Source organism: Rhodococcus sp. NPDC056516, assembly GCF_042794655.1.
In the GTDB taxonomy this organism is placed as follows: domain Bacteria; phylum Actinomycetota; class Actinomycetes; order Mycobacteriales; family Mycobacteriaceae; genus Rhodococcus_F.
Window position 1 is genome coordinate 229,754 of the sequence record NZ_JBHTTG010000009.1, and the last position, 19,088, is coordinate 248,841.

Genomic DNA, 19,088 nt, shown 5'->3' on the forward strand with positions numbered 1-19,088 from the left:
GTTTCTTCGATCACACTCGGATGCTCGAAGTGCTCCAGGTCACGTTGGGAGACGGTATCAGGAAACTGACTCTGAAGTAAGTTCCAATTCGGGTGCTTCATCACAAGGTGTGAAAGCCGACGCGGATCTTTCGTTTGCGTCTACGCAACCTTCCCGGCGAGAGCCCGAAATGCGGCGGGTGCACAATGAGTGAATGCCACGATCAAGCCCCATTTCCGCTTGGAAGTCTCTTCGCGAAGGCAACGAGCGATTTGTCAACGATGCATCCATCCATCCCAGCCAGGGAATCGCCGACCGCGCGAAACTCGTCGACGGGCAGCACCCCACAGCGGTTCTGTTCGGTTGCGGTGATTCGCGCGTAGCCGCAGAGATCATCTTCGACCAGGGCCTCGGCGACATGTTCGTCGTGCGTACGGCCGGTCATGTACTCGACGATTCGGTTCTCGGTTCGATCGAGTACGCCGTTCACGTGCTCAACGTGCCGCTCATCGTCGTCCTCGGGCACGACGGTTGCGGTGCTGTGAAGGCAACGCTCGACGCCCTGGACAAGGGCGCAGTTCCCGATGGATTCATCCGCAGTGTGGTCGAGCGTGTTGCCCCGTCCATCCTGATGGGCCGCAACGAAGGCTTGTCCACCGTCGACGAACTCGAAGGCCGTCACGTCGTGGAGACCGGCTCTCTGATCATGCAGAGGTCCCGGATCATCGCCGACAAGGTGGACAAGGGTGCGTGCGCGATCGTCGGCGTCACGTACACGTTGTCCGACGGTCACATGCGAGTTCAGGGCGCAGTCGGCGACATCGGCGAGAGCGTCGAGACCGTCGAAGGTTAGATCTTCCGGGGCAGTGGTACCTGGCAGCAGACAATGGGTACCGACACGCCGCCTCAGCTGACGGTTAGTGGACCCTGCGCCAACTACCGTTGAGTCCGTGTTGGAACCTAATGGACCACTGCCCCCCGAGATCTACTGGCGTCGCCGGGCGCTGGCCATTGGTGCCGCCGTCATTGCACTGGCGTTGATCATCTGGGCGGCGTCTGCCCTGTTCGGCGGTGGAAGTGATACCCCGGAGGCCGATTCGGCCGCTGCGAGTTCCTCGCTGACAACAGACGTCTCGTTCACTCCCAACCCTTCCGGATCCAACGCGCCGTCGGGTGACGGTGGTTCGGGTGGGGGCGCTGCCGGTGGATCGGGCGGCTCGGGCACGCAAGCTTCGGGATCGTCGACATCGGCGTCGTCTTCGTCGGCCACCGGCGCCCCGGTTCCGGCCGGTCAGTGCGCCGACTCGTCGCTGGCAGTCAAGGCAACCGCTGACAAGGCGACCTTCGCTCCCGGCGAAGAGCCGTCGTTCACGATCGTCATCACCAATATCGGTTCGGCACCCTGTGATCGAGATCTGGCGGGCGGCCTTCAGCAGGTGCTCGTCTACAGCATCGACGGCAAGACCCGTCTGTGGTCCAACGTCGACTGCTACCCGCAGCCCGCTGCCGACGTGCGCAACCTCACTCCGGGTGAGCAAGCCGCGTTCAAGGTCGCCTGGTCGGCCACGACCTCGAACCCCGAGTGCGCGACCGCGCAGAACCCCGAGCGCAATCCGGTGGGCGCAGGCGCCTACACGGTTGTCGGTCAGCTCGGCGCATTGCGAAGCTCCCCGGAGCCGTTCAACATCGCGTGAGAGCGAGCAAGCGGCGAACGGGTTGGCTAGTTGAACGATCCGGTGATCGACGTCTCGGCGAGCCGGGACAGTCCCTCACGGATGTGACGGGCCCACAGTCCGCCGATGCCCTCGACCGACTGCAGATCGGCAGCCGTAGCGGCCAGCAGCGACTGGAGAGTGCCGAACGATCCGACCAAGCGGTGGATCTGATGGAACTGCAATCGAGGCACACGCATCAGTACGCGATATCCGCGAGGAGTCATCGGAGTATCGAGGGCTTCGATAGTGCCCGGATAACCGAGCACACGCGCAAGCGTCGTGAGATCGAGTAGGTCGGCGTCGGTGACGCGATCGAGTGCGACGAGGACGTTGTCCATCGCCGCGGTACCGATGGGTTCGGGGGCGGCAAGGTAATCCCGAACGATCAGTTGACGTGCAATGTCGTTGTCGCCGACCAGTTCTTCGAGTTGCAGTGCCAGCTGGCGACCGTCGGTGCCGAGCTCGAGGACGTCCTGCTCGATCTCGATCGACACACGGCGAACCATTTCGAGTCGCTGTACGACGGTCAACGCGTCGCGCAGGGTCACAAAATCCTCGATTTCGACGACCGACAGTTGCCGTGTCACTTCGTCGAGTCGCGCTTTGTATCGTTCGAGCGTCGCGACGGCCTGGTTGGCGCGCGAAAGAATGGTGGCCGAGCCGTCGATGACGTGCCGGATACCGCCGACATACACACTGACGATCGACATCGACTGACTGACCGACACCACGGGATAGCCGGTTTGAATCGCCGTACGCTCGGCGGCACGATGCCTGGTGCCGGATTCGACGGTAGGAATCTTGTGATCGGGAACGAGTTGGACGTTTGCGCGCACGATGCGTGTGCCGTCCGTCGAGAGGACAACCGCGCCGTCCATCTTCGACAACTCGCGCAATCGGGTCGGGGCGAACTCCACGTCGAGATTGAATCCGCCGTCACACAGCGCTTCCATCTCTTCGTCGTATCCGAGGACGATCAGCGCGCCGGTACGACCGCGAAGAATGCGCTCGAGCCCGTCTCGCAACGCGGTACCCGGCGCCAACCTGGCGATGGTCTCTCGCAATGCCGACGACGACTGTGTGTCCGCCATCGCACTGATCATTGAGAAACTCCCTGCTGAGGTCGATGTCACTTCGGTCGGGTCCGATGCCTGTGCCGGACTGATCCCCGTTTAGATTACCTATCCATGAGTAGTACCTGGACCCTGCCTGACGACCTGACCCTCCCGGAGCCGACCGAATTCTTTCCGGCCGCCGGCGAGAAGCTGCCTCAGCACTGGTCGAAATGCTTCGGCTGCGGCGACGACCAGCCTGCGGGAATGGCGATGAGTTTCAGGGCCGGTGACGGGCTGGAAGTGACCGGTCGTTTGGAGGTCGCCAAGAAGTATCAGGGCGGTCCGGGAGTTATTCACGGCGGCATTCTGTCGACGGCATTCGACGAGGCTCAAGGTATGGCATGCATGGCTCTCGGCTCGCCGGTGGTGACCGGGCACCTCGAGATCGACTTCGCCAGACCGATCCCGTTGGGATCGGTGCTCGAATTCCGGGCCCGCATCGACGGCGTTGTGCGCCGCAAGGTCTACACCAGTGCAGAAGCGGTGATCGTCGAAGGTCCGACAGCGGATCCGGACACGGTGGTGGGAACATCCCGGGGACTGTTCCTGACCATCACCTCGGAACACTTCGCCAAGACCAAGGAGTTCGTGGACGGCGAACCGACTTCCCCGTTCGGCACCTCGTCGGTCTGAAGCGGTAGTCGGCCGCACGCCGATCACTTCACCGGTGTGAGCTTGGGGCGAGACGGGGCTTGTTTGCCGCCCATCAATCCGGCGTAGGCCAGCGCCTCGGCCAGATTCGCCACTTCGTTGACGCGCATGCCGGGAATGTTCGGGCCGGAATCGACCGGCACTATCGCGCTGGTGAATCCCAATCGGGCAGCTTCGATCAGCCGTCGGTTCACGCCGGCAACTCGTCGAACCTCTCCGGCGAGTCCGACCTCGCCGAGGATGACGAGCCCCTTGGGGACGGGTTTGGCTTTCACGGCGGAAGCGACTGCAATGGCGAGAGCCAGATCGGCACCCGGCTCGGTCATCCGCATTCCGCCCACGGTCGCGGCGTAGACGTCGGCCTTCGAGATCGACACGCCGACGCGGCGCTCCAACACGGCCAGAACCATGGCCACACGGGCGGTGTCCAGCCCGCTGACGGCACGGCGAGGTGTTGGCAGGGGTGTGGTGGCAACGAGGGCTTGAACTTCGCCGAGCAGAGGACGCTTACCGTCCATCATCACGGTGACGGCAGTGCCTTCCACGGCTTCTTCGCGGTGATGCAGGAACAGCCCGGACGGATCGCTGATCTCGTTGATGCCCTGCTCGCTCAGTTCGAAGCATCCCACTTCGTCGGCTGCGCCGAACCTGTTCTTTACGCCACGGACCATGCGCAGGGTGGAGTGCTTGTCACCTTCGAAGTGCAGGACCACGTCCACGAGATGTTCGAGCGAGCGAGGGCCGGCGACGGCGCCGTCCTTGGTGACGTGGCCGATCAGAAGCACCGGGATGCCACTGGCCTTGGCCAAGGAGGTCAGGGCGCTGGTGACGGCCTTGACCTGGGTCACGCCGCCGACGACTCCGTCGACGTCGGCAGCAAGCATGGTTTGCACCGAGTCGACGATGACCAGAGTCGGCTTGACCTGCTCGACGTGGCCGAGGATTGTCGCGAGATCGGATTCTGCTGCCAGGTACATTCGCTCGTGGACCGAGTTGGTGCGATCTGCTCGTAGTCGAACCTGACCGGCAGACTCCTCGCCCGTGACGTACAACGCTCGATCTTCGGCACTGCGCATCGCCCAGCGGTAGACGACCTCGAGAAGTAGCGTCGATTTTCCGACACCAGGCTCTCCCGCGAGCAGAACTACGGAACCCGGAACGACACCACCGCCGAGGACGCGGTCCAGCTCGCCGATTCCGGTGGGCTTGGCCTGCGTCGAGGTGCTGTCGATCTGTGTCAACGGGGTGGCCGGAGTCGTTGGTAGTACGGCGCTTGACCCCGCTTTCGCGAGTGAAGCGCCGGCGCGACTGGCGACGGGTGCGACGACGGCGACCTCGGTCATCGAGCCCCACGAGTCGCAGTCCGGACATCTACCGACCCACTTGGGCACTACCGACTGGCATTCGGAGCATCGGTAGTTCGATTTCACTTTGGCCACCGGGACAGACTAGAGGCGGGGTCCGACATGGACCCCGCCTCTAGTGCGATGCTGAAATTGTTCTGCGAGGCGCAGTGTGCGCCTTGGTGATTCGGGGCTCAGTGCCCAGCTTCTGCAACGTCGGGCGACTTGTCCGACTCGTTGCGCTCGAGCTGCGGGCCGGCATCGACAGGCACGTCGACGGTGACCGAACCGGCCTTCTCGAACTTGAACGTGATCGGGACGGTCAAGCCCGGGCGAACGCCTGCCTTGATGTCCTGCAGAACGACGAGAGTGAGCGCAGCGGGTGCGTCGTCGTTCTCTTCGTTGTTCTTGATCTGGGTCTCGGCCTCGGTTGCGGCGCCCTCGCCGGCGGGCAACTGACCGGCCTGCAGTGACGTCTGCGGCTTGATCGTCAAGCCGCCGACCTCTTCACCTGCGATGACGCGCGCTGCGTAATCGGTGGTGATGCTGACGAGCTTGTCCGTGGTCTCGGCGCTGTCGTTCACGACGGTGAATGCGAGCACGGCGTTGCCGCCCGGCTCGATGCTGTATTCCTCGGACGAGGGGTAAGCGATGTGCACGTTGCGCAGTGCGATCTCACCGAGGTTGGCGCTGTTGCCGTTCACGGCGGCCTGCTGGACGGCGGTCTGGCTCACCTGTCCGGAACCGCAAGCGGACAGCGCGATGGCTGCGCCTGCAGCCAGTGCAATGGCGGTAGCGACTCGACGAGTCGGCTTACGGATAGCAGTCACGATTTGTCCTCCACGGCGTCAGGTTCGCACTCCACTAGGCAGAGTAGTAGATAAGGTCCCGCAGGCTGGCCGTCGGGTCGCCACAACGGTTGTCTGCGTGGGCTTTCAGTCGGTTACACAGGGGTGCTCCAGACCAGTTGAATGCACGTACAACAAGCCCTGTCAACCCCTACGCTCGAGCAAGGATGCCCCTGACCTGCACAGTTGATGAGTGGTCGGTTCTTTCACGTGTTAAACTAGTGGAATCGAAAGGGGCACGGGACACATGATTTTCAAGGTCGGAGACACCGTCGTATACCCCCATCACGGTGCGGCGCTGATCGAAGCTATCGAAACCCGCACCATCAAGGGTGAGCAGAAGGAGTACCTGGTTCTGAAGGTCGCTCAAGGCGATCTCACAGTTCGGGTTCCTGCAGACAACGCAGAGTACGTCGGAGTTCGTGACGTGGTCGGCCAAGAAGGCCTCGACAAGGTTTTCCAGGTTCTGCGAGCACCGCACACCGAAGAGCCCACCAACTGGTCTCGTCGATACAAGGCAAATCTCGAGAAGCTTGCCTCAGGTGACGTGAACAAGGTTGCAGAAGTTGTTCGTGACCTGTGGCGTCGTGAGCAGGACCGTGGACTTTCCGCTGGTGAGAAGCGCATGCTCGCCAAGGCTCGTCAGATTCTCGTCGGAGAGCTCGCGCTCGCCGAGGGCACTGACACCGAGAAGGCAGAGACCATTCTCGACGAGGTCCTCGCGGCCGCGTCCTGACGGTAATACAACAAAGCTGACAGTGGCAGTAGTAGCCCTGGTACCTGCTGCAGGTCGGGGAGTGCGTTTGGGCGAGAAATTGCCCAAGGCATTCGTCGAACTCGGTGGGTGCACCATGCTTGCACGCGCGGTCGATGGACTCCGGAAATCCGGAGCGATCGACCGCGTTGTTGTCATTGTGCCGCCTGAGCTGGTCGAATCCGTCGTGGCCGACCTCGGTCTCGCAGCGGACGTCGACGTCGTCGGTGGTGGCGCCGAAAGGACCGATTCGGTTCGAGCCGGCCTCAATGCTGCCGGTGACGCGGATTTTGTACTCGTGCACGACGCTGCGCGGGCATTGACGCCGCCGACGCTGATCGCACGTGTCGTCGAAACTCTCCAGGCCGGCAGCTCCGCGGTCATTCCGGTACTTCCGGTTACCGACACGATCAAGTCGGTCGACGTACTCGGCGCAGTCACCGGTACGCCTCTTCGTTCGGAGTTGCGTGCGGTTCAAACTCCTCAGGGCTTCTCCACCGACGTCCTGCGGAGTGCGTACGGTGCCGGTGACGTCGCCGCGACCGACGATGCCGCTCTGGTCGAGCGTCTCGGTGTTTCGGTCCAGACGATTCCCGGCGACGCTCTCGCCTTCAAGATCACCACTCCACTCGACCTCGTCCTTGCCCGGGCGCTCCTGATCTCGGAGACAGAGGAGACAGAGTTGAGTGCGGACTCACGGAACGGAAATTAGATGCGCGTCGGTCTCGGCACGGATGTCCACCCCATCGAGGTGGGCCGACCTTGCTGGATGGCGGGGTTGCTGTTCGAGGAAGCAGACGGGTGCTCAGGGCATTCGGACGGCGACGTCGCCGTCCACGCGCTCTGTGACGCGTTGCTCTCCGCGGCGGGCCTCGGTGACCTCGGTTCGGTTTTCGGCACCGGCAGGCCCGAATGGGACGGCGTGAGCGGCGCTCGAATGTTGGCCGAGGTTCGCCGACTGCTCGAGGAGAACCAGTTCACCGTCGGCAACGCAGCAGTGCAGGTCATCGGTAACCGTCCGAAGATCGGGCCGCGACGCGACGAGGCTCAGAGGGTGCTCTCGGGCATCCTCGGCGCCCCTGTTTCGGTGTCCGCGACCACCACGGACGGCCTCGGCTTGACCGGTCGCGGCGAGGGGATCGCCGCCATGGCCACCGCGTTGGTCATGACAACCGAACACGACAGGTAAGATCGCTGGTCGTGACCCTGCGCCTATACGACACCGGTACGCGGGCCCTTCGGGATTTTGTTCCGTTGGCCCCCGGACATGCATCGGTGTACCTGTGTGGGGCGACAGTTCAGGGCGACCCTCACATCGGACACGTTCGCAGCGGCGTCGCTTTCGACGTGCTGCGACGCTGGCTGTTGGCGCACGGCAACGACGTTGCCTTCGTGCGCAACGTGACGGACATCGACGACAAGATCCTCAACAAGGCCGCCGACGCCGGCCGACCTTGGTGGGAGTGGGCGACGACGTTCGAGCGTTCGTTCACGTGGGCTTACGACCAATTGGGTGTGCTTCCCCCGTCCATCGAGCCGCGGGCCACCGGTCACGTGACGCAGATGGTCGAGATGATGGAACGCCTGATCGCGAACGGCCACGCGTACGCGGCGGGCGGTGACGTCTACTTCGACGTACAGAGCTACCCCGAGTACGGCGCACTGTCCGGCCACAAACTCGACGACGTCCATCAGGGCGAGAGTGCCGCCGAGGGAAAGCGCGATCCCCGCGACTTCACTCTCTGGAAGGCCGTCAAGCCCGGTGAGCCCTCGTGGCCGACACCGTGGGGACCCGGCCGTCCGGGCTGGCACCTCGAGTGCTCGGCCATGGCGGAGTTCTACCTCGGCGCGGCATTCGACATCCATTGCGGTGGACGCGATCTCGTCTTCCCTCACCACGAGAACGAAATCGCTCAGGCCAAGTGCGCCGGCGACGATTTCGCTCAGTACTGGCTGCACAACGGTTGGGTCACGATGAGTGGCGAGAAGATGTCCAAGTCGTTGGGCAATGTTCTCTCGGTGCCGAACGTGCTCAAGAAGGTTCGCCCGCAAGAACTTCGGTATTACCTCGGTAGTGCGCACTACCGTTCCAACCTCGAGTACTCCGACGAGGCATTGGACGAAAGTGCGAAGTCCTACCAAGGGCTCGAGTCGTTTGTCCTGCGCACACACAAGCGCGCAGGTGGCGTCGAACTCGGCACGTGGACCGAAGGTTTCGCGGCGGCTCTCGACAACGACTTGTCGGTGCCGATCGCGTTGGCCGAGATCCACGGCAAGGCAAGCGAGGGTAATTCCGCGCTTGCTGCCGGTGATCTCGACGCGGCTCGGGTGGCTGCCGGCCAGGTGCGGGCCATGCTCGCGATCCTGGGCGTCGACCCACTCGACGAGCATTGGACGCAGTCCGGTGGCGACACCGAGACGGCAATGGAAGCTTTGGACGTGTTGGTGCGGGCCGATCTCGATCGTCGGCAGCAGGCACGTACGGAAAAGAACTGGGCGGTGGCGGACGAGGTCCGCGATCGCCTCATCAAGGCGGGTATCGAAGTAACCGATACTCCCGACGGACCCGAATGGTCCCTTAAGGCAGGGCAGTAACAATGGCTGGAAACTCGAGCAGGCGCGGCGCAGTCCGTAAGGGCGGCACCAAGAAGGGCCAGGTTGCCGGTTCCGGTGGCCAGCACAAGCGTGGTCTCGCCGGCCGCGGTGCTACGCCTCCCGCCGAGGCACGCACCAAGCACCCCGCGGCGAAGCGTGCAGCGCGCGCCGCCCGGGCCGACGAGAAGCAGAACCAGGGCCGCGGTGGCCGTCCGGGTCCGGGCCGCAAGGTTCTCGACGGTCCCGAAACCGTGCTCGGTCGCAACCCGGTGGTGGAGTGCCTGCGCGCGGGTGTTCCGGCGACGGCGCTGTGGGTGGCTGTCGGTACCGAGAGCGACGACCGGCTGAAGGAATCTGTTCAGCGGGCTGCCGACGCCGGTATCTCCATCCTCGAGGTGCCGCGCTCGGATCTCGATCGCCTCAGCGCCAACGGTCTTCACCAAGGCATCGCTCTGCAGGTTCCGCCGTACCGCTACGCGCACCCGGACGATCTTCTGTCCGAGGCACGTAAGCACGCCGAGCCGCCGCTGCTCGTCGCGCTGGACAACATCACCGATCCCCGCAACCTGGGTGCCGTTGTGCGCTCGGTCGCAGCTTTCGGTGGACACGGCGTCGTGATTCCGGAGCGTCGTAGCGCGAGCGTGAGTGCTGTCGCTTGGCGTACCAGCGCCGGCGCTGCCGCTCGTTTGCCGATTGCTCGGGCAACCAACCTCACCCGCACGCTCAAGGACTGGGCATCGAAGGGTGTTCAGGTCGTCGGTCTCGACGCCGAGGGCGACACCACTCTCGACGATTTCGACGGCAGCGGTCCCGTTGTGATCGTGGTCGGTTCCGAGGGCAAGGGCCTTTCGCGCCTCGTCCGCGAGAACTGCGACGCGATCCTGTCGATTCCGATGGCCGGTCCGGTCGAGTCGCTCAACGCCTCGGTTGCCGCCGGAGTTGTCCTGGCGGACATCGCCCGCAGGCGTCGTAGCAGCTGAGTTGTAACGGCGTTCGGGTGAGTCTGGCGGGGTTCTAGCTCCGTACCGACCAGGCTTCCCACAGTGCAGCGTAGGAACCGTCCGCGCCGATCAGTTCGTCATGTGTCCCGCTCTCGACTACGCGGCCACCGCTCATGACGAGTATCCGATCGGCGCGGACTGCTTGGCTCAGGCGGTGCGCTATCACCACAGCAGTCCTGGCGCTGACCGCGAGCTCGGCCGCCTGATCGAGCAGACCTGCTGCGGTGGTTCCGGCTTCGGCAGTGGCCTCGTCGAGGATGACGACGGGTGGATCGAGCAGAGCCAGTCGGACGAGGGCTATGTGCTGTGCCTGAGCCGCAGTCAATTGGTACCCGCCGGCGCCCACTCGGGTCTCGATCCCTTCCGGAAGCTCGTGAATCCATTGAGCTTTCATCGTTTCGACGACTTCGGCGATCTTCGCATCGTCCGAATCGGGTGCGCACAACCGGAGATCATCGGCGATCGTCCCGACGAACACGTGAACTTCCTGGCTGACCAGGACGACTTTGTGCCGAAGTTCGGCATCACTGAGGTCGTCGATCGGTATGCCGTCGACGATGATTCGCCCGTCTCCGACGGGAATGATGCCGGCAATCAGTTTGGCGAGCGTGGTCTTTCCGGCGCCGCTGCTTCCGACGACGGCGATTCGTTCCCCCGGTGCGATGGCGATCGAGATCGAATCGATGACCGGGATGGAGTTGTTGTACGAGTAAGAAACCCGGTCCACCTCGACGCCGATGGGGTCGGACCGAGCCGGGGCAGGAATGGTCGAAGGACGCCCGGGCATCGCGGTGACACCGATCAGGCGAGCCAAGCTGGCACCAGCATCCTGCAATTCGTCGATGTTGGAGAGAAATACCGCGATGGGGCTGAACAGACTGTGGAAGTAGAGCGCGGCGGCGGTAGCGGCCCCGATGGACACCGATCCCGTGGTCACGAGCCAGTAGCCGACGCTCAGGACGGCGGCCAATCCGAGTAGTTCGGCGCCGTTCAGTTGAGCGAAGAAGTTGGTACGCAGCCGAACTGCCTGCATGTCGAAGCTGATGGCATGCTCGGAGGTCGCGGCGATTCGGCCGATGTGCTCGTCAGTTCTCCGTAGGGCAGTGACAGTGCCTGCGCCACCGAGAGTTTCGATGAGCTGCTGTCCCCGCCTGGCCTGCGCAGCGCGGGAGCGTCGGTAGACGGGTCCGGAGCGTCGGAGGAAATGACGAAGAGCAAAATAGTGGATCGGCGCGACCGCAACGATGGCCAGGGTGAAGCGCCAATCGATCACTCCCACACCGACAAGCGTCAGCGAAATCATAAACAGGGCCGATACCGTTGCGGGTAGCACCCGAGCGATGACGGTGTTGACCGCTTCGACGTCACCCGAGACCCGGGAAATCAGATCGCCGGTTCCGGCATCCTCGACCAGCGACGACGGCTGCGCGAGCGTAGCGGCGAACACGTCCTCACGAAGATCGGCCAGCACGTTCTGCGCGACTTTCGCGAGAAGCTGTGTGCTCCACCAAGTCAGCGCGACTCCTGCGGCCGCTGCGCCGAGCATGAACGCGGTGATACGTAGAAGTGAGACAAACGGCTTGCCCTCCGTGACCGCATCGACCATGAGTCCGAGCAGCGCGGGGGTGGACAGGCCGCAGGCCGTAGCGGAGAGAAGTACGACGGTCGTGAGTGCGAGTGCTCGCTTGCGTGGCCGAAGCAGTGCGATCAATGCGCGGACGGTCTGCTTGGTCGACGCGATCGGCAGGGCAGATACAACCGGAACAGCAGATGCATCCGGAAGAGTTTCGGTCACAGCGAGTCTCCGTCCCGCGCGTCGTCGATCGTCACGACGCGGTCGCACGAATGGAGCAAGGTCGGACTCGAGGTGATCACCAGAATGGCCTTGTCGGGAAAGTTTCTCAGTGAGTGTGCAATTCGATGCTCGGTGACAGAATCCACGGAAGTGGTGGGTTCGTGAAGGACCAGGATCGGCTGGGGTTGATGGAGAGCGCGGGCGAGGAGAAGACGTTGGCGTTGACCCCCGGAGAGCTTCTTTCCTTGCTCACCTACCTCGGAGAGGTGGCCGTCGGGCAGATGCGTCAACACGTCGTCGAGTGCAGATGACGTCATTGCCGACGAGTCGACGCTCGGTGCAGCCAGATTGTCGAAGACGGTGCCTGTGAACACGGTTCCTTCATGAGCGGAGACGAACACCTGATCGCGAACTCCGTCCGGACCGAGTTCGGTTGCATCGGCGCCGAATACGAAGTAGCAGTCGGGGACGAGCGGGGTCTGGTAGGCGAGTTGTCGTGCCAGCCGGTCAGCGGAATCGTCAGCGCGCACGCCCACCACTTCTCCGCGTCGAGCTGAGACGACGGTTCCGTTGTCGGCCGAAATCAGCAGGGCGTCTTCACTTCTGTCGGAGCTGACCGTGGCCGTGGAGAGCAGCGAATCGATCAGGTGCGGTTCGGCCAGGAGTTCGGACAGTCTGCGCGCGGAGCCCCGCTTGGCAGCGAGTTCGGCACCGAAGAACCCCAGCGTTTCCATCGGACCGGCAATCACTCTGCTCAGGCCGACCACGGTGACGAAGTTGCCCACGGTGATCGTGCCTTGATGCGCCATCCACGCGGCACCCAATGCGACTGACGCCAGTACCAACGCGGAGACCCCTGAGTTGAGTGCGGTCAGACTGGACATTGCCCTGACCGTCCGGATCGCTGCTTTCATCGACTCCCGGCTGGCATGGACGTATCGGGAGAGAGCAGTGGGCTCGGCTCCGAAGCCTTTGAGTACTCGCAGTCCGAGCGTGAAATCAGTTGCGAGCATGCCTGCCTCGGCTGCCTTCTTCTGCTCTGCATATACACGCTCGTCCAGTGGACCGCTGATCTTGTGGATGAAAACGAGCTGCGCAGCCGTGATGAGGACGACGATCAATGCCAGCGGCCACGATACGAAGGCAAGCGAAATCACTGCCGCGGCAAGCCCTGCGAAAGCTGAGCCCTGCTCGGCGACAACCCAAGAGAAGCCCGAGACGTGCGAGGCGTCCGAAGTGGAGATGGTGAGAACTTCACCCGTCGAACGCTGAGCTTGCATGCCCCTGGCGTCGAGTACCCGTCTGGCAGCGTTCAGTCGTAGGTCGTGTTCGCCGTAGACGAAGACCTGTGTGTTCAGGCGAACTGCGATGCGCCACGACAGGGCGAGTCCGACGAACAGAGCGCACAGCACCGCCAGCCACACGAGAAGTGCTGTGCTGTCGGACTTTCCGATTGCCCGATCGACGACGGTGCCGATCAGCACCGGAATAAGCGCTTGAGCTACCTGGTACGACGCCTGACCGGTGACGGCTGCAACCAGTCGCGGGCCGCGCCCGGAGGAGAACGATCCGGTTCTGATCATCTCCATCGGACCGGTACGAGTTTCGGGCAGCGCTGACACTCGTGAAACTCCTCGCCCAGATCCGAACACTCGTTGTGCAGTTCTACGGTAGAGCCGGTGGAGGTACGGAAAGTGCTCGTAGATGCCAAGGGCTACGCGGCAGCGGACAGATGGAGCATCGAGACCCCATTACCGGGATCAGGTCTCGATATACCTGCCTGGTCGAAACAAGTACGTTTGCGAAGAGAGCTGACAGAAGATGAAAAGCACTACCCGAATAGTGGCTGCGTTGGCCGCGATTGCCCTGCTCGCAGGCTGCCAGAGCAGCACCGAGTCAACTGCGTCGGAGGATACGACGCAGTTGGCCGAGACCGGTGCGCTGCCGGCCACCATCGACCACGCGTACGGCTCGACAACCATCGAGACCGAACCTCAGCGGATCGTGACCATCGGTTGGAACAGCCAGGATTCGGTCCTTGCACTGGGTAAGACGCCCGTCGCCATGGAGTCGTTCAGTGGGGCAGGCTTGGAGAGCGGAATCCTGCCGTGGGACGAAGAATTGTTGGGCGATGCCGAACCGACGTTGCTCGACAGCACGTCAGGTGTGCCGTTCGAGCAGATCCTGGCATTGGAGCCGGACGTGATCATCGCGGTGGTCTCCGGAATCACCGAAGACGACTATGCACGTCTGACTCAGATCGCACCCACGATTCCGTTCAAGGAGACTGCATGGGCGACCACGTGGCAGGAACAGTTGTCGACCATCGGTTCAGTGCTCGGTCAACCGAAGCGGGCGGCTGAGCTGATCGAGGAAACCGACGAGTCCATAGCCGACCTCGCCGCGGGCTCCCCGAATCTGAACGGGAAGACCTTGACCTTCCTCTCGGGAAACATCGACGGCCTCACCAATTACTGCGCCGACGACGGCCGAGTCATCCTGATGACCCAGCTCGGACTGAAGCAGTCGGCCGGAAGCGCAGGGCTGTGCGGCGATACGCAGGGTTCCGTCACCGCATCGCGCGAACAGTTCAACGAACTGGGCGCGGACGTTATCGTGCTCAACGACGCGAGTGGCCAGGGGCTCCCCGGATTGATGGGAGACAAGTTGTTCGCCGACCTGCCGGCGGTCAAGGAGGGCAGGCTGATTCAGCAGCTCGGCCTGGCCCGAGTCATGGCACTGGCCTCACCCACGTCGCTGAGCGTGAAATATGCCTTCGCCGAACTGGTCTCGAAGATGAACGGGTTCTGACCGACTGATACTTCTGCCCAGCTGATGATTCTGACCAGCTAGGCCGACAATTCGCACGCATCCGAGTAATAGTTCTTCGGTGTCCGTCCGGTGACCTTGCGGAACACGCTGGTGAAGGCGCTGGGGGTTTCGTATCCGACACGGCGGCTGACCGTCGAAACAGGAACGCCCGCAGCGAGATAGGACATCGCAGCGCGGACGCGAACTTGAATTCTCCACTCGGTGAAGGACATCCCCGTGCCTTGAGCGAACACGCGGCTCAGGGTGCGGGGGCTTCCGCCGACCACATAGGCCCAATCGGCAAGTCCGCGTTGATCGGCGGGGTCGGCGATCAACCGGTGTGCAACGGCGAGGGCCCGGGGATCAGCGGGCATCGGCACTGCGACATCGGCCGCCTCGATGGGCGCTAGCGTGTCGAAGACTACTGATTCGGCGCGCAAGCGAGCCTCGGGCGGCATATTTCGCTGGTGCAGGTGGATGAGCATCGTCTTGACCACGTCGTCGATGCCGATGATCGCGGGTTTTGTCCACGGGTGGGGGAACGACTCGGGCCGGAAGTACGTGAAGCGAGCCTCGGTGGATGCGCCGAGCGTGATGCGCCGTGGAGTTCCGGCCGGGATCCACATGCCGACCGTCGGTGGGATCTGCCAACGAACGTCGTCGATGTAGGCGCTCATCTCTCCGGAAGCGCCCCAGAGGAGTTCGTGTTCGGGATGGCGGATCTCACGCCACGCCCGCTTCTGATCGCGCCCGATGGTGGACGTGGTCATGGAGAAAGGGAGCGGAACGTACCGGCCTGCCGGCACAGCCCAGTACGGAAATCCTGTGGAACTCATCGCTGGATCATACCGCGAATGACTTAGGTAATGCTTTCCTATTTGGTTCTATGATGCGGGCGCGACGGAGTGTGATCGCCACAAAGGATCGAGGGTGGCATCGAGTCCGAAGACTCGATGCCACCCTCGAACACATTCCCCGACGGAGTGTTTACAGGTGGAGCGGAAAATCAGCTGCCGTTGGCCAGGACACCGCTGATGATGTCGGAGATGAAGCCGGCCGGGTTGTCCAGGATGGAGGAGCCGGCCGAACCGGTTCCGCCCTCGCCGTCAGAAGAGCCGAAGCCCAGATCTGCCGAGCCCGATGCGGCTGCCTCGCCCGGGTTCTTGGCGCGGATCTTGGCGTAGACGCCGCTGATGTTCTGATCGGTGCTGAACAGCGAGATACCGATCGAACTGGAGAGTTCCTGGTACGAACCGATCGGTGCATCATCGGCCACGAGGTACTGCGCCTCGATCGTCACGGTCTTGCTACCGGTGGGGGAAATCAGCCAACCGGTGCTCGGAATGTTGACGGTGCGGTTGGTCGTATCGACAGACGGCGTGACGGATTCGGTCTTCTGGCCACCGACCAAATGCCATGCGTTGACCGTCGCGGAGTCCTGGATGAATTTGAACGTGGCGGGGTAGCGATCGACGAACTGATTGACGTAGCGCTCGGGGTGGCCGGTCGTAGAGATCACGGTGCGTACGGTGACCTTGCCGCCGGGTGCAACTTCGCCGTCGCCGACGATGCTCTTGGTGATCCGGACGTTGGAGGAGTTGACGGTCGCAGAGGCCGGGTGGGCTGCATCAGCGCTTGCGGTGCCTGCGCTCATGAAAAGTCCGCTGGTGGCCAACGCAGCGATTGCTACTCCGGTGAGTGTTTTGCGCATTGAAAAACGTGACATGAAGTTCTCCGTTCGAGGGGTTCGGCGGCGATGTGGTGACTCTTCAAAGGTTGCGCCGCGGTAACCATTGAAATCTATCGGACGCTTGCTCATGTAGAAGTTGGGCAAAATTTACGGAAAAGTCCGGTTTGAGAAGCTTTTTCTCGGCTAGGTTGCCTGTCGATAACTGAGTGCTGACAATTTTGACGAAAAGCTGGGCGAATGTCCAGGTCGCCTGTATCGTACTTCGGGAGTCGGGTTGTAACAAGTTTCAGTAATCGACGAAATCGGTTGTCCTGGAACTCTAAAGAGCGGAGATGTTTCGTGAAGAAGGTTGGATCCAGGAATCGGAATCTGTCCACTGTCGGCGTCGGGCTGGGGGCGATCGCTCTGGCTGTGGGTGCAAGCACTTTTAGCGCTGGGGTCGCGACTGCCGAGACTGCAACTTCTGGTGCCTACACATTTACTCGCACCGTGGACAACGCGTCCCCGAAGATCGGCGACACGATCACCTACACGACAGTGTCGAAGAAGAGCGGAATCGACGGATATATCAGCAGGTTCACCGAGACTCATGCCGCATGCTTGACCTTTGTCCCGGGTTCGGCGAAGGTCACGAAGTTTCACGTTGGCGGGACGATGACCGAAACCACGGAAACACCGGAACTGACAGCCACGACGCTCCAAGTGACCAGTGCCGGCTGGATCAACAACGGAAGCAAACCGGTGACCATGAAGACCAGCTACACGGTCACTGCTTCGTGTGCGCCGGGAACCGTGTACGGAAGTGGATTGGCGGTAGGTGCCACGGTGATGGGCAACGGATTCCAGTCGAGTGCGAATTTCGCCAACGTGGGACCGTCCATCACTGTCCGCGCCGCGGATGCGGTCGACCCAGTCGATCCCGTCGATCCGGTCGATCCCGTCGATCCCGTTGATCCCACTGGCCCCGGAACCGGTGGAGGAAGCGGATCACTCGGCTCGTTGAGTGGTGGTCTCGGTTCCCTCAGCGGCCTGTTCGGCTCGAGCTAGTCGAGAGTTGTGAAACGGCGGGCTGTGACTGTCGAAGTCTCGGCCCGCCGCTGTTGTTCGGTGATCAGGTATTCAAACCATCAGGTGCTCAGCCGAATTCGATGGAAGTGTTGATTTCCTCCACCTGGTTGGACGTCTGCATGTTTGTCGTATCGGTGAACTGGTTTGCGAAGCTGACCAAGTAGACCGGCGAGTTGTCGTCGGCTTGGTATGCGACAACTGTCATGACGGCGTACAGCGGAACGTCCACATTTGGAGCGGTCCAGGTTCCGGAGAGGCGGAATCCCCGCTGTCCGTCGACGTCGATCTCGGTGTACTTCACCTCGGTCCACCCGTCGAGAGTGGCGATTGTTTCACGCGCGGCGGCAAGAACCTCGTCTTTTGTTGCGGTGCCTTGGTTTTCGACCGTCACGGTGGTGTTCGGCATGAAGCCGCTGGGTTCGCGGCTGTTGCTGGACAACGCATCCGTAACGCCGGCAGGGATGTTCTCGCCGTGAGTCCAGCTCGGCGGGAGGCTGACGCTGATGCTCGGCGCTTCGGGGTCGTCGCCGGTTTCGATCGTCGTCCGCTCACCGATGAACGGTGTTCCGTCCCGCAAGGTTGGCGTCGCGACAGCGGCAGACGGCGAGGATGCAGAACTTTCGGAAGCGGTGGTCTCGCTGGTGTTGGTATCACTGGAGACGGCGTCGCCGCTTTCCGAACTGCTGCATCCGGACAGGATGAGTGCAGCAGTGATCAGTGACGCTATTCCGAGAGCAAGTGTGCTGCTCTTAGGGCTCATAGTGTGACAGTCCTTCAGGTTCTGGCGACGGCCGAGCGCCGCCGGCAGCGTTGCTGGCGCGGCTGAGACTATCAGCGCTACGACGGCCTGGTAGTGGCCTTGAAGGTAATGGTGCTGCCGGGCCGCAGCTGTGCCAGCGACGCAATCCCGGCGTCGGAAACGACGGCGATGACTGGGTATCCGCCGGCCACGGGATGGTCGGCGAGAAACACGACGGGCGCTCCGCCTGGTGGCACCTGGATGGACCCCACGACGACGCCTTCGCTCGGCAGTTCCTCCGTGCGTGAGCGGTGCAGAGGCCCTTGGCCCTGTAACCGGACACCGACGCGATTGGTGTGTTCGGTGACTTTCCAGGTGGTGTGAAGGAGCGCCTGAACGGATGCGGCAGTGAACCAGGAATTTCGTGGGCCGAGCGTGATCTCGAGTGGAACTGCGCCGAGTGGAGGGGCCGGCGGTGGAATCAACTCTTCGGTGGGCCACGTCCCTTCCTCGGCCCCGAGGAGGAGGTGATCGCCGACGGTGAGCGGCGGCGGCCCGAGTCCGGAGAGCGTGTCGGTGGATCTGCTGCCGAGTACCTGCGGGACGTCGATGCCGCCGCGTGCGGAGATGTACGTTCTCAAACCAGTTGTACTGTAACCTAATTCGAGAATACTGCCATCGTCGAGGTGCATGCTCGAGTAGTCAGGCACCGGCTGTCCGTCGACGGTCAGCGCTACCCGCGCGCCCGTCACTGCGACCGTCATCGATCCGACGGCTCGCATAGCGAAACCGCCAGTGGTGACTTCGATGGTTGCTGCTCGAAAAGTGTTGCCTACAAGTCTGTTCGCGCTGTCGTGCGCGATCATGTCGACGGCCCCGGATCTGCCGACCCCGAGGGCGCCGTAGCCTGTCCGCCCGCGGTCTTGAACTGTGGCGAGCGGGCCGGTACGCACTACCTCGAGCCAGGCCATGAATCCATTCTCC

Annotated in this window: 19 protein-coding genes; 10 read left to right on the top strand and 9 right to left on the bottom strand. The window is 62.7% G+C overall.

Annotation, left to right across the window (positions count from 1 at the left end; translation table 11 throughout):
- Positions 1–193 precede the first annotated feature (193 nt).
- Together ACFQ6Y_RS26540 and ACFQ6Y_RS26545 are read left to right on the top strand one after the other, a co-directional pair.
- A complete protein-coding gene (locus ACFQ6Y_RS26540) occupies positions 194–832 on the top strand; it encodes a carbonic anhydrase (protein ID WP_007726896.1) in 639 nt (212 codons plus the stop codon).
- 97 nt (positions 833–929) lie between these two features.
- Positions 930–1,673, top strand: coding sequence for a DUF4232 domain-containing protein (locus ACFQ6Y_RS26545; protein WP_378639187.1), 744 nt, complete (start codon positions 930–932; stop codon positions 1,671–1,673).
- A gap of 26 nt (positions 1,674–1,699) precedes the next feature.
- On the opposite strand, the gene disA is transcribed toward ACFQ6Y_RS26545, so the two are convergent.
- Positions 1,700–2,785, bottom strand: a complete 1,086-nt coding sequence (gene disA, locus ACFQ6Y_RS26550; protein ID WP_378546691.1) for a DNA integrity scanning diadenylate cyclase DisA — start codon at positions 2,783–2,785, stop codon at positions 1,700–1,702.
- Positions 2,786–2,881: 96 nt separating this feature from the next.
- Here disA and ACFQ6Y_RS26555 point away from each other — a divergent pair, with 96 nt between their 5' ends.
- The gene (locus ACFQ6Y_RS26555; RefSeq protein ID WP_378534968.1) at positions 2,882–3,442 is read left to right on the top strand and encodes a PaaI family thioesterase; all 561 of its coding nucleotides are present in this window, start codon (positions 2,882–2,884) and stop codon (positions 3,440–3,442) included.
- 23 nt (positions 3,443–3,465) lie between these two features.
- Here the strand turns inward: ACFQ6Y_RS26555 and radA are convergent, their stop codons facing one another.
- A complete protein-coding gene (gene radA / locus ACFQ6Y_RS26560) occupies positions 3,466–4,899 on the bottom strand; it encodes a DNA repair protein RadA (protein ID WP_276116490.1) in 1,434 nt (477 codons plus the stop codon).
- A gap of 98 nt (positions 4,900–4,997) precedes the next feature.
- Complete coding sequence (locus ACFQ6Y_RS26565) at positions 4,998–5,633, bottom strand: copper chaperone PCu(A)C (protein WP_021342814.1); 636 nt, start codon at positions 5,631–5,633, stop codon at positions 4,998–5,000.
- A 265-nt stretch (positions 5,634–5,898) separates the two neighbouring features.
- On the opposite strand from ACFQ6Y_RS26565, the gene carD reads away from it, so the two are divergent.
- From carD to rlmB, 5 genes are read left to right on the top strand one after another with little or no spacing between them, the layout of a single operon-like run.
- Positions 5,899–6,387 (top strand): RNA polymerase-binding transcription factor CarD, encoded by a 489-nt coding sequence (carD, locus tag ACFQ6Y_RS26570; protein ID WP_003945666.1) that lies wholly within the window; start codon positions 5,899–5,901, stop codon positions 6,385–6,387.
- 22 nt (positions 6,388–6,409) lie between these two features.
- Complete coding sequence (gene ispD / locus ACFQ6Y_RS26575; RefSeq protein WP_378639190.1) at positions 6,410–7,117, top strand: 2-C-methyl-D-erythritol 4-phosphate cytidylyltransferase; 708 nt, start codon at positions 6,410–6,412, stop codon at positions 7,115–7,117.
- Positions 7,118–7,594: a 2-C-methyl-D-erythritol 2,4-cyclodiphosphate synthase gene (ispF, locus tag ACFQ6Y_RS26580; RefSeq protein ID WP_378639194.1), complete on the top strand. Its 477-nt coding sequence runs from the start codon at positions 7,118–7,120 to the stop codon at positions 7,592–7,594.
- A gap of 11 nt (positions 7,595–7,605) precedes the next feature.
- Positions 7,606–9,000, top strand: a complete 1,395-nt coding sequence (gene cysS, locus ACFQ6Y_RS26585) for a cysteine--tRNA ligase (protein WP_378546347.1) — start codon at positions 7,606–7,608, stop codon at positions 8,998–9,000.
- A gap of 2 nt (positions 9,001–9,002) precedes the next feature.
- The gene (gene rlmB / locus ACFQ6Y_RS26590; protein ID WP_020906105.1) at positions 9,003–9,980 is read left to right on the top strand and encodes a 23S rRNA (guanosine(2251)-2'-O)-methyltransferase RlmB; all 978 of its coding nucleotides are present in this window, start codon (positions 9,003–9,005) and stop codon (positions 9,978–9,980) included.
- Between the two features lie 34 nt (positions 9,981–10,014).
- Here the strand turns inward: rlmB and ACFQ6Y_RS26595 are convergent, their stop codons facing one another.
- Entirely contained in the window at positions 10,015–11,796 is a 1,782-nt protein-coding gene (locus ACFQ6Y_RS26595; RefSeq protein WP_378639200.1) for an ABC transporter ATP-binding protein, read from the bottom strand.
- A complete protein-coding gene (locus tag ACFQ6Y_RS26600; protein WP_378639203.1) occupies positions 11,793–13,418 on the bottom strand; it encodes an ABC transporter transmembrane domain-containing protein in 1,626 nt (541 codons plus the stop codon). The genes ACFQ6Y_RS26595 and ACFQ6Y_RS26600 overlap by 4 nt, the downstream gene beginning before the upstream one ends.
- A 199-nt stretch (positions 13,419–13,617) precedes the next feature.
- On the opposite strand from ACFQ6Y_RS26600, the gene ACFQ6Y_RS26605 reads away from it, so the two are divergent.
- Positions 13,618–14,607 carry an ABC transporter substrate-binding protein gene (locus tag ACFQ6Y_RS26605; RefSeq protein ID WP_378546358.1) on the top strand — a complete coding sequence of 330 codons (990 nt, stop codon included), beginning with the start codon at positions 13,618–13,620 and terminating at the stop codon, positions 14,605–14,607.
- Between the two features lie 38 nt (positions 14,608–14,645).
- Here the strand turns inward: ACFQ6Y_RS26605 and ACFQ6Y_RS26610 are convergent, their stop codons facing one another.
- Together ACFQ6Y_RS26610 and ACFQ6Y_RS26615 are read right to left on the bottom strand one after the other, a co-directional pair.
- Entirely contained in the window at positions 14,646–15,443 is a 798-nt protein-coding gene (locus ACFQ6Y_RS26610) for a helix-turn-helix domain-containing protein (RefSeq protein ID WP_378639207.1), read from the bottom strand.
- 170 nt (positions 15,444–15,613) lie between these two features.
- Complete coding sequence (locus ACFQ6Y_RS26615) at positions 15,614–16,333, bottom strand: hypothetical protein (protein ID WP_378639212.1); 720 nt, start codon at positions 16,331–16,333, stop codon at positions 15,614–15,616.
- A 303-nt stretch (positions 16,334–16,636) separates the two neighbouring features.
- Between ACFQ6Y_RS26615 and ACFQ6Y_RS26620 the strand changes: the two genes are divergently transcribed.
- Positions 16,637–17,344 carry a hypothetical protein gene (locus ACFQ6Y_RS26620; protein ID WP_378639215.1) on the top strand — a complete coding sequence of 236 codons (708 nt, stop codon included), beginning with the start codon at positions 16,637–16,639 and terminating at the stop codon, positions 17,342–17,344.
- An 88-nt stretch (positions 17,345–17,432) separates the two neighbouring features.
- Here ACFQ6Y_RS26620 and ACFQ6Y_RS26625 read toward each other — a convergent pair whose 3' ends face one another.
- Together ACFQ6Y_RS26625 and ACFQ6Y_RS26630 are read right to left on the bottom strand one after the other, a co-directional pair.
- Positions 17,433–18,125: an LpqN/LpqT family lipoprotein gene (locus tag ACFQ6Y_RS26625; RefSeq protein ID WP_378639218.1), complete on the bottom strand. Its 693-nt coding sequence runs from the start codon at positions 18,123–18,125 to the stop codon at positions 17,433–17,435.
- Positions 18,126–18,202: 77 nt separating this feature from the next.
- Positions 18,203–19,075, bottom strand: a complete 873-nt coding sequence (locus tag ACFQ6Y_RS26630; protein ID WP_378639221.1) for a biotin-dependent carboxyltransferase family protein — start codon at positions 19,073–19,075, stop codon at positions 18,203–18,205.
- Positions 19,076–19,088: the final 13 nt, after the last annotated feature.

Excerpts from the sequence above, each read along its gene's own strand:
- ispF (WP_378639194.1), top strand. The coding sequence starts at position 7,118 with ATGCGCGTCGGTCTCGGCACGGATGTCCACCCCATCGAGGTGGGCCGA.
- ACFQ6Y_RS26605 (WP_378546358.1), top strand. The coding sequence starts at position 13,618 with ATGAAAAGCACTACCCGAATAGTGGCTGCGTTGGCCGCGATTGCCCTG.
- ACFQ6Y_RS26630 (WP_378639221.1), bottom strand. The coding sequence starts at position 19,075 with ATGGCCTGGCTCGAGGTAGTGCGTACCGGCCCGCTCGCCACAGTTCAA.
- ACFQ6Y_RS26615 (WP_378639212.1), bottom strand. The coding sequence starts at position 16,333 with ATGTCACGTTTTTCAATGCGCAAAACACTCACCGGAGTAGCAATCGCT.
- disA (WP_378546691.1), bottom strand. The coding sequence starts at position 2,785 with ATGGCGGACACACAGTCGTCGTCGGCATTGCGAGAGACCATCGCCAGG.
- carD (WP_003945666.1), top strand. The coding sequence starts at position 5,899 with ATGATTTTCAAGGTCGGAGACACCGTCGTATACCCCCATCACGGTGCG.
- ACFQ6Y_RS26555 (WP_378534968.1), top strand. The coding sequence starts at position 2,882 with ATGAGTAGTACCTGGACCCTGCCTGACGACCTGACCCTCCCGGAGCCG.
- rlmB (WP_020906105.1), top strand. The coding sequence starts at position 9,003 with ATGGCTGGAAACTCGAGCAGGCGCGGCGCAGTCCGTAAGGGCGGCACC.
- ACFQ6Y_RS26540 (WP_007726896.1), top strand. The coding sequence starts at position 194 with ATGCCACGATCAAGCCCCATTTCCGCTTGGAAGTCTCTTCGCGAAGGC.
- ACFQ6Y_RS26625 (WP_378639218.1), bottom strand. The coding sequence starts at position 18,125 with ATGAGCCCTAAGAGCAGCACACTTGCTCTCGGAATAGCGTCACTGATC.
- ACFQ6Y_RS26610 (WP_378639207.1), bottom strand. The coding sequence starts at position 15,443 with ATGAGTTCCACAGGATTTCCGTACTGGGCTGTGCCGGCAGGCCGGTAC.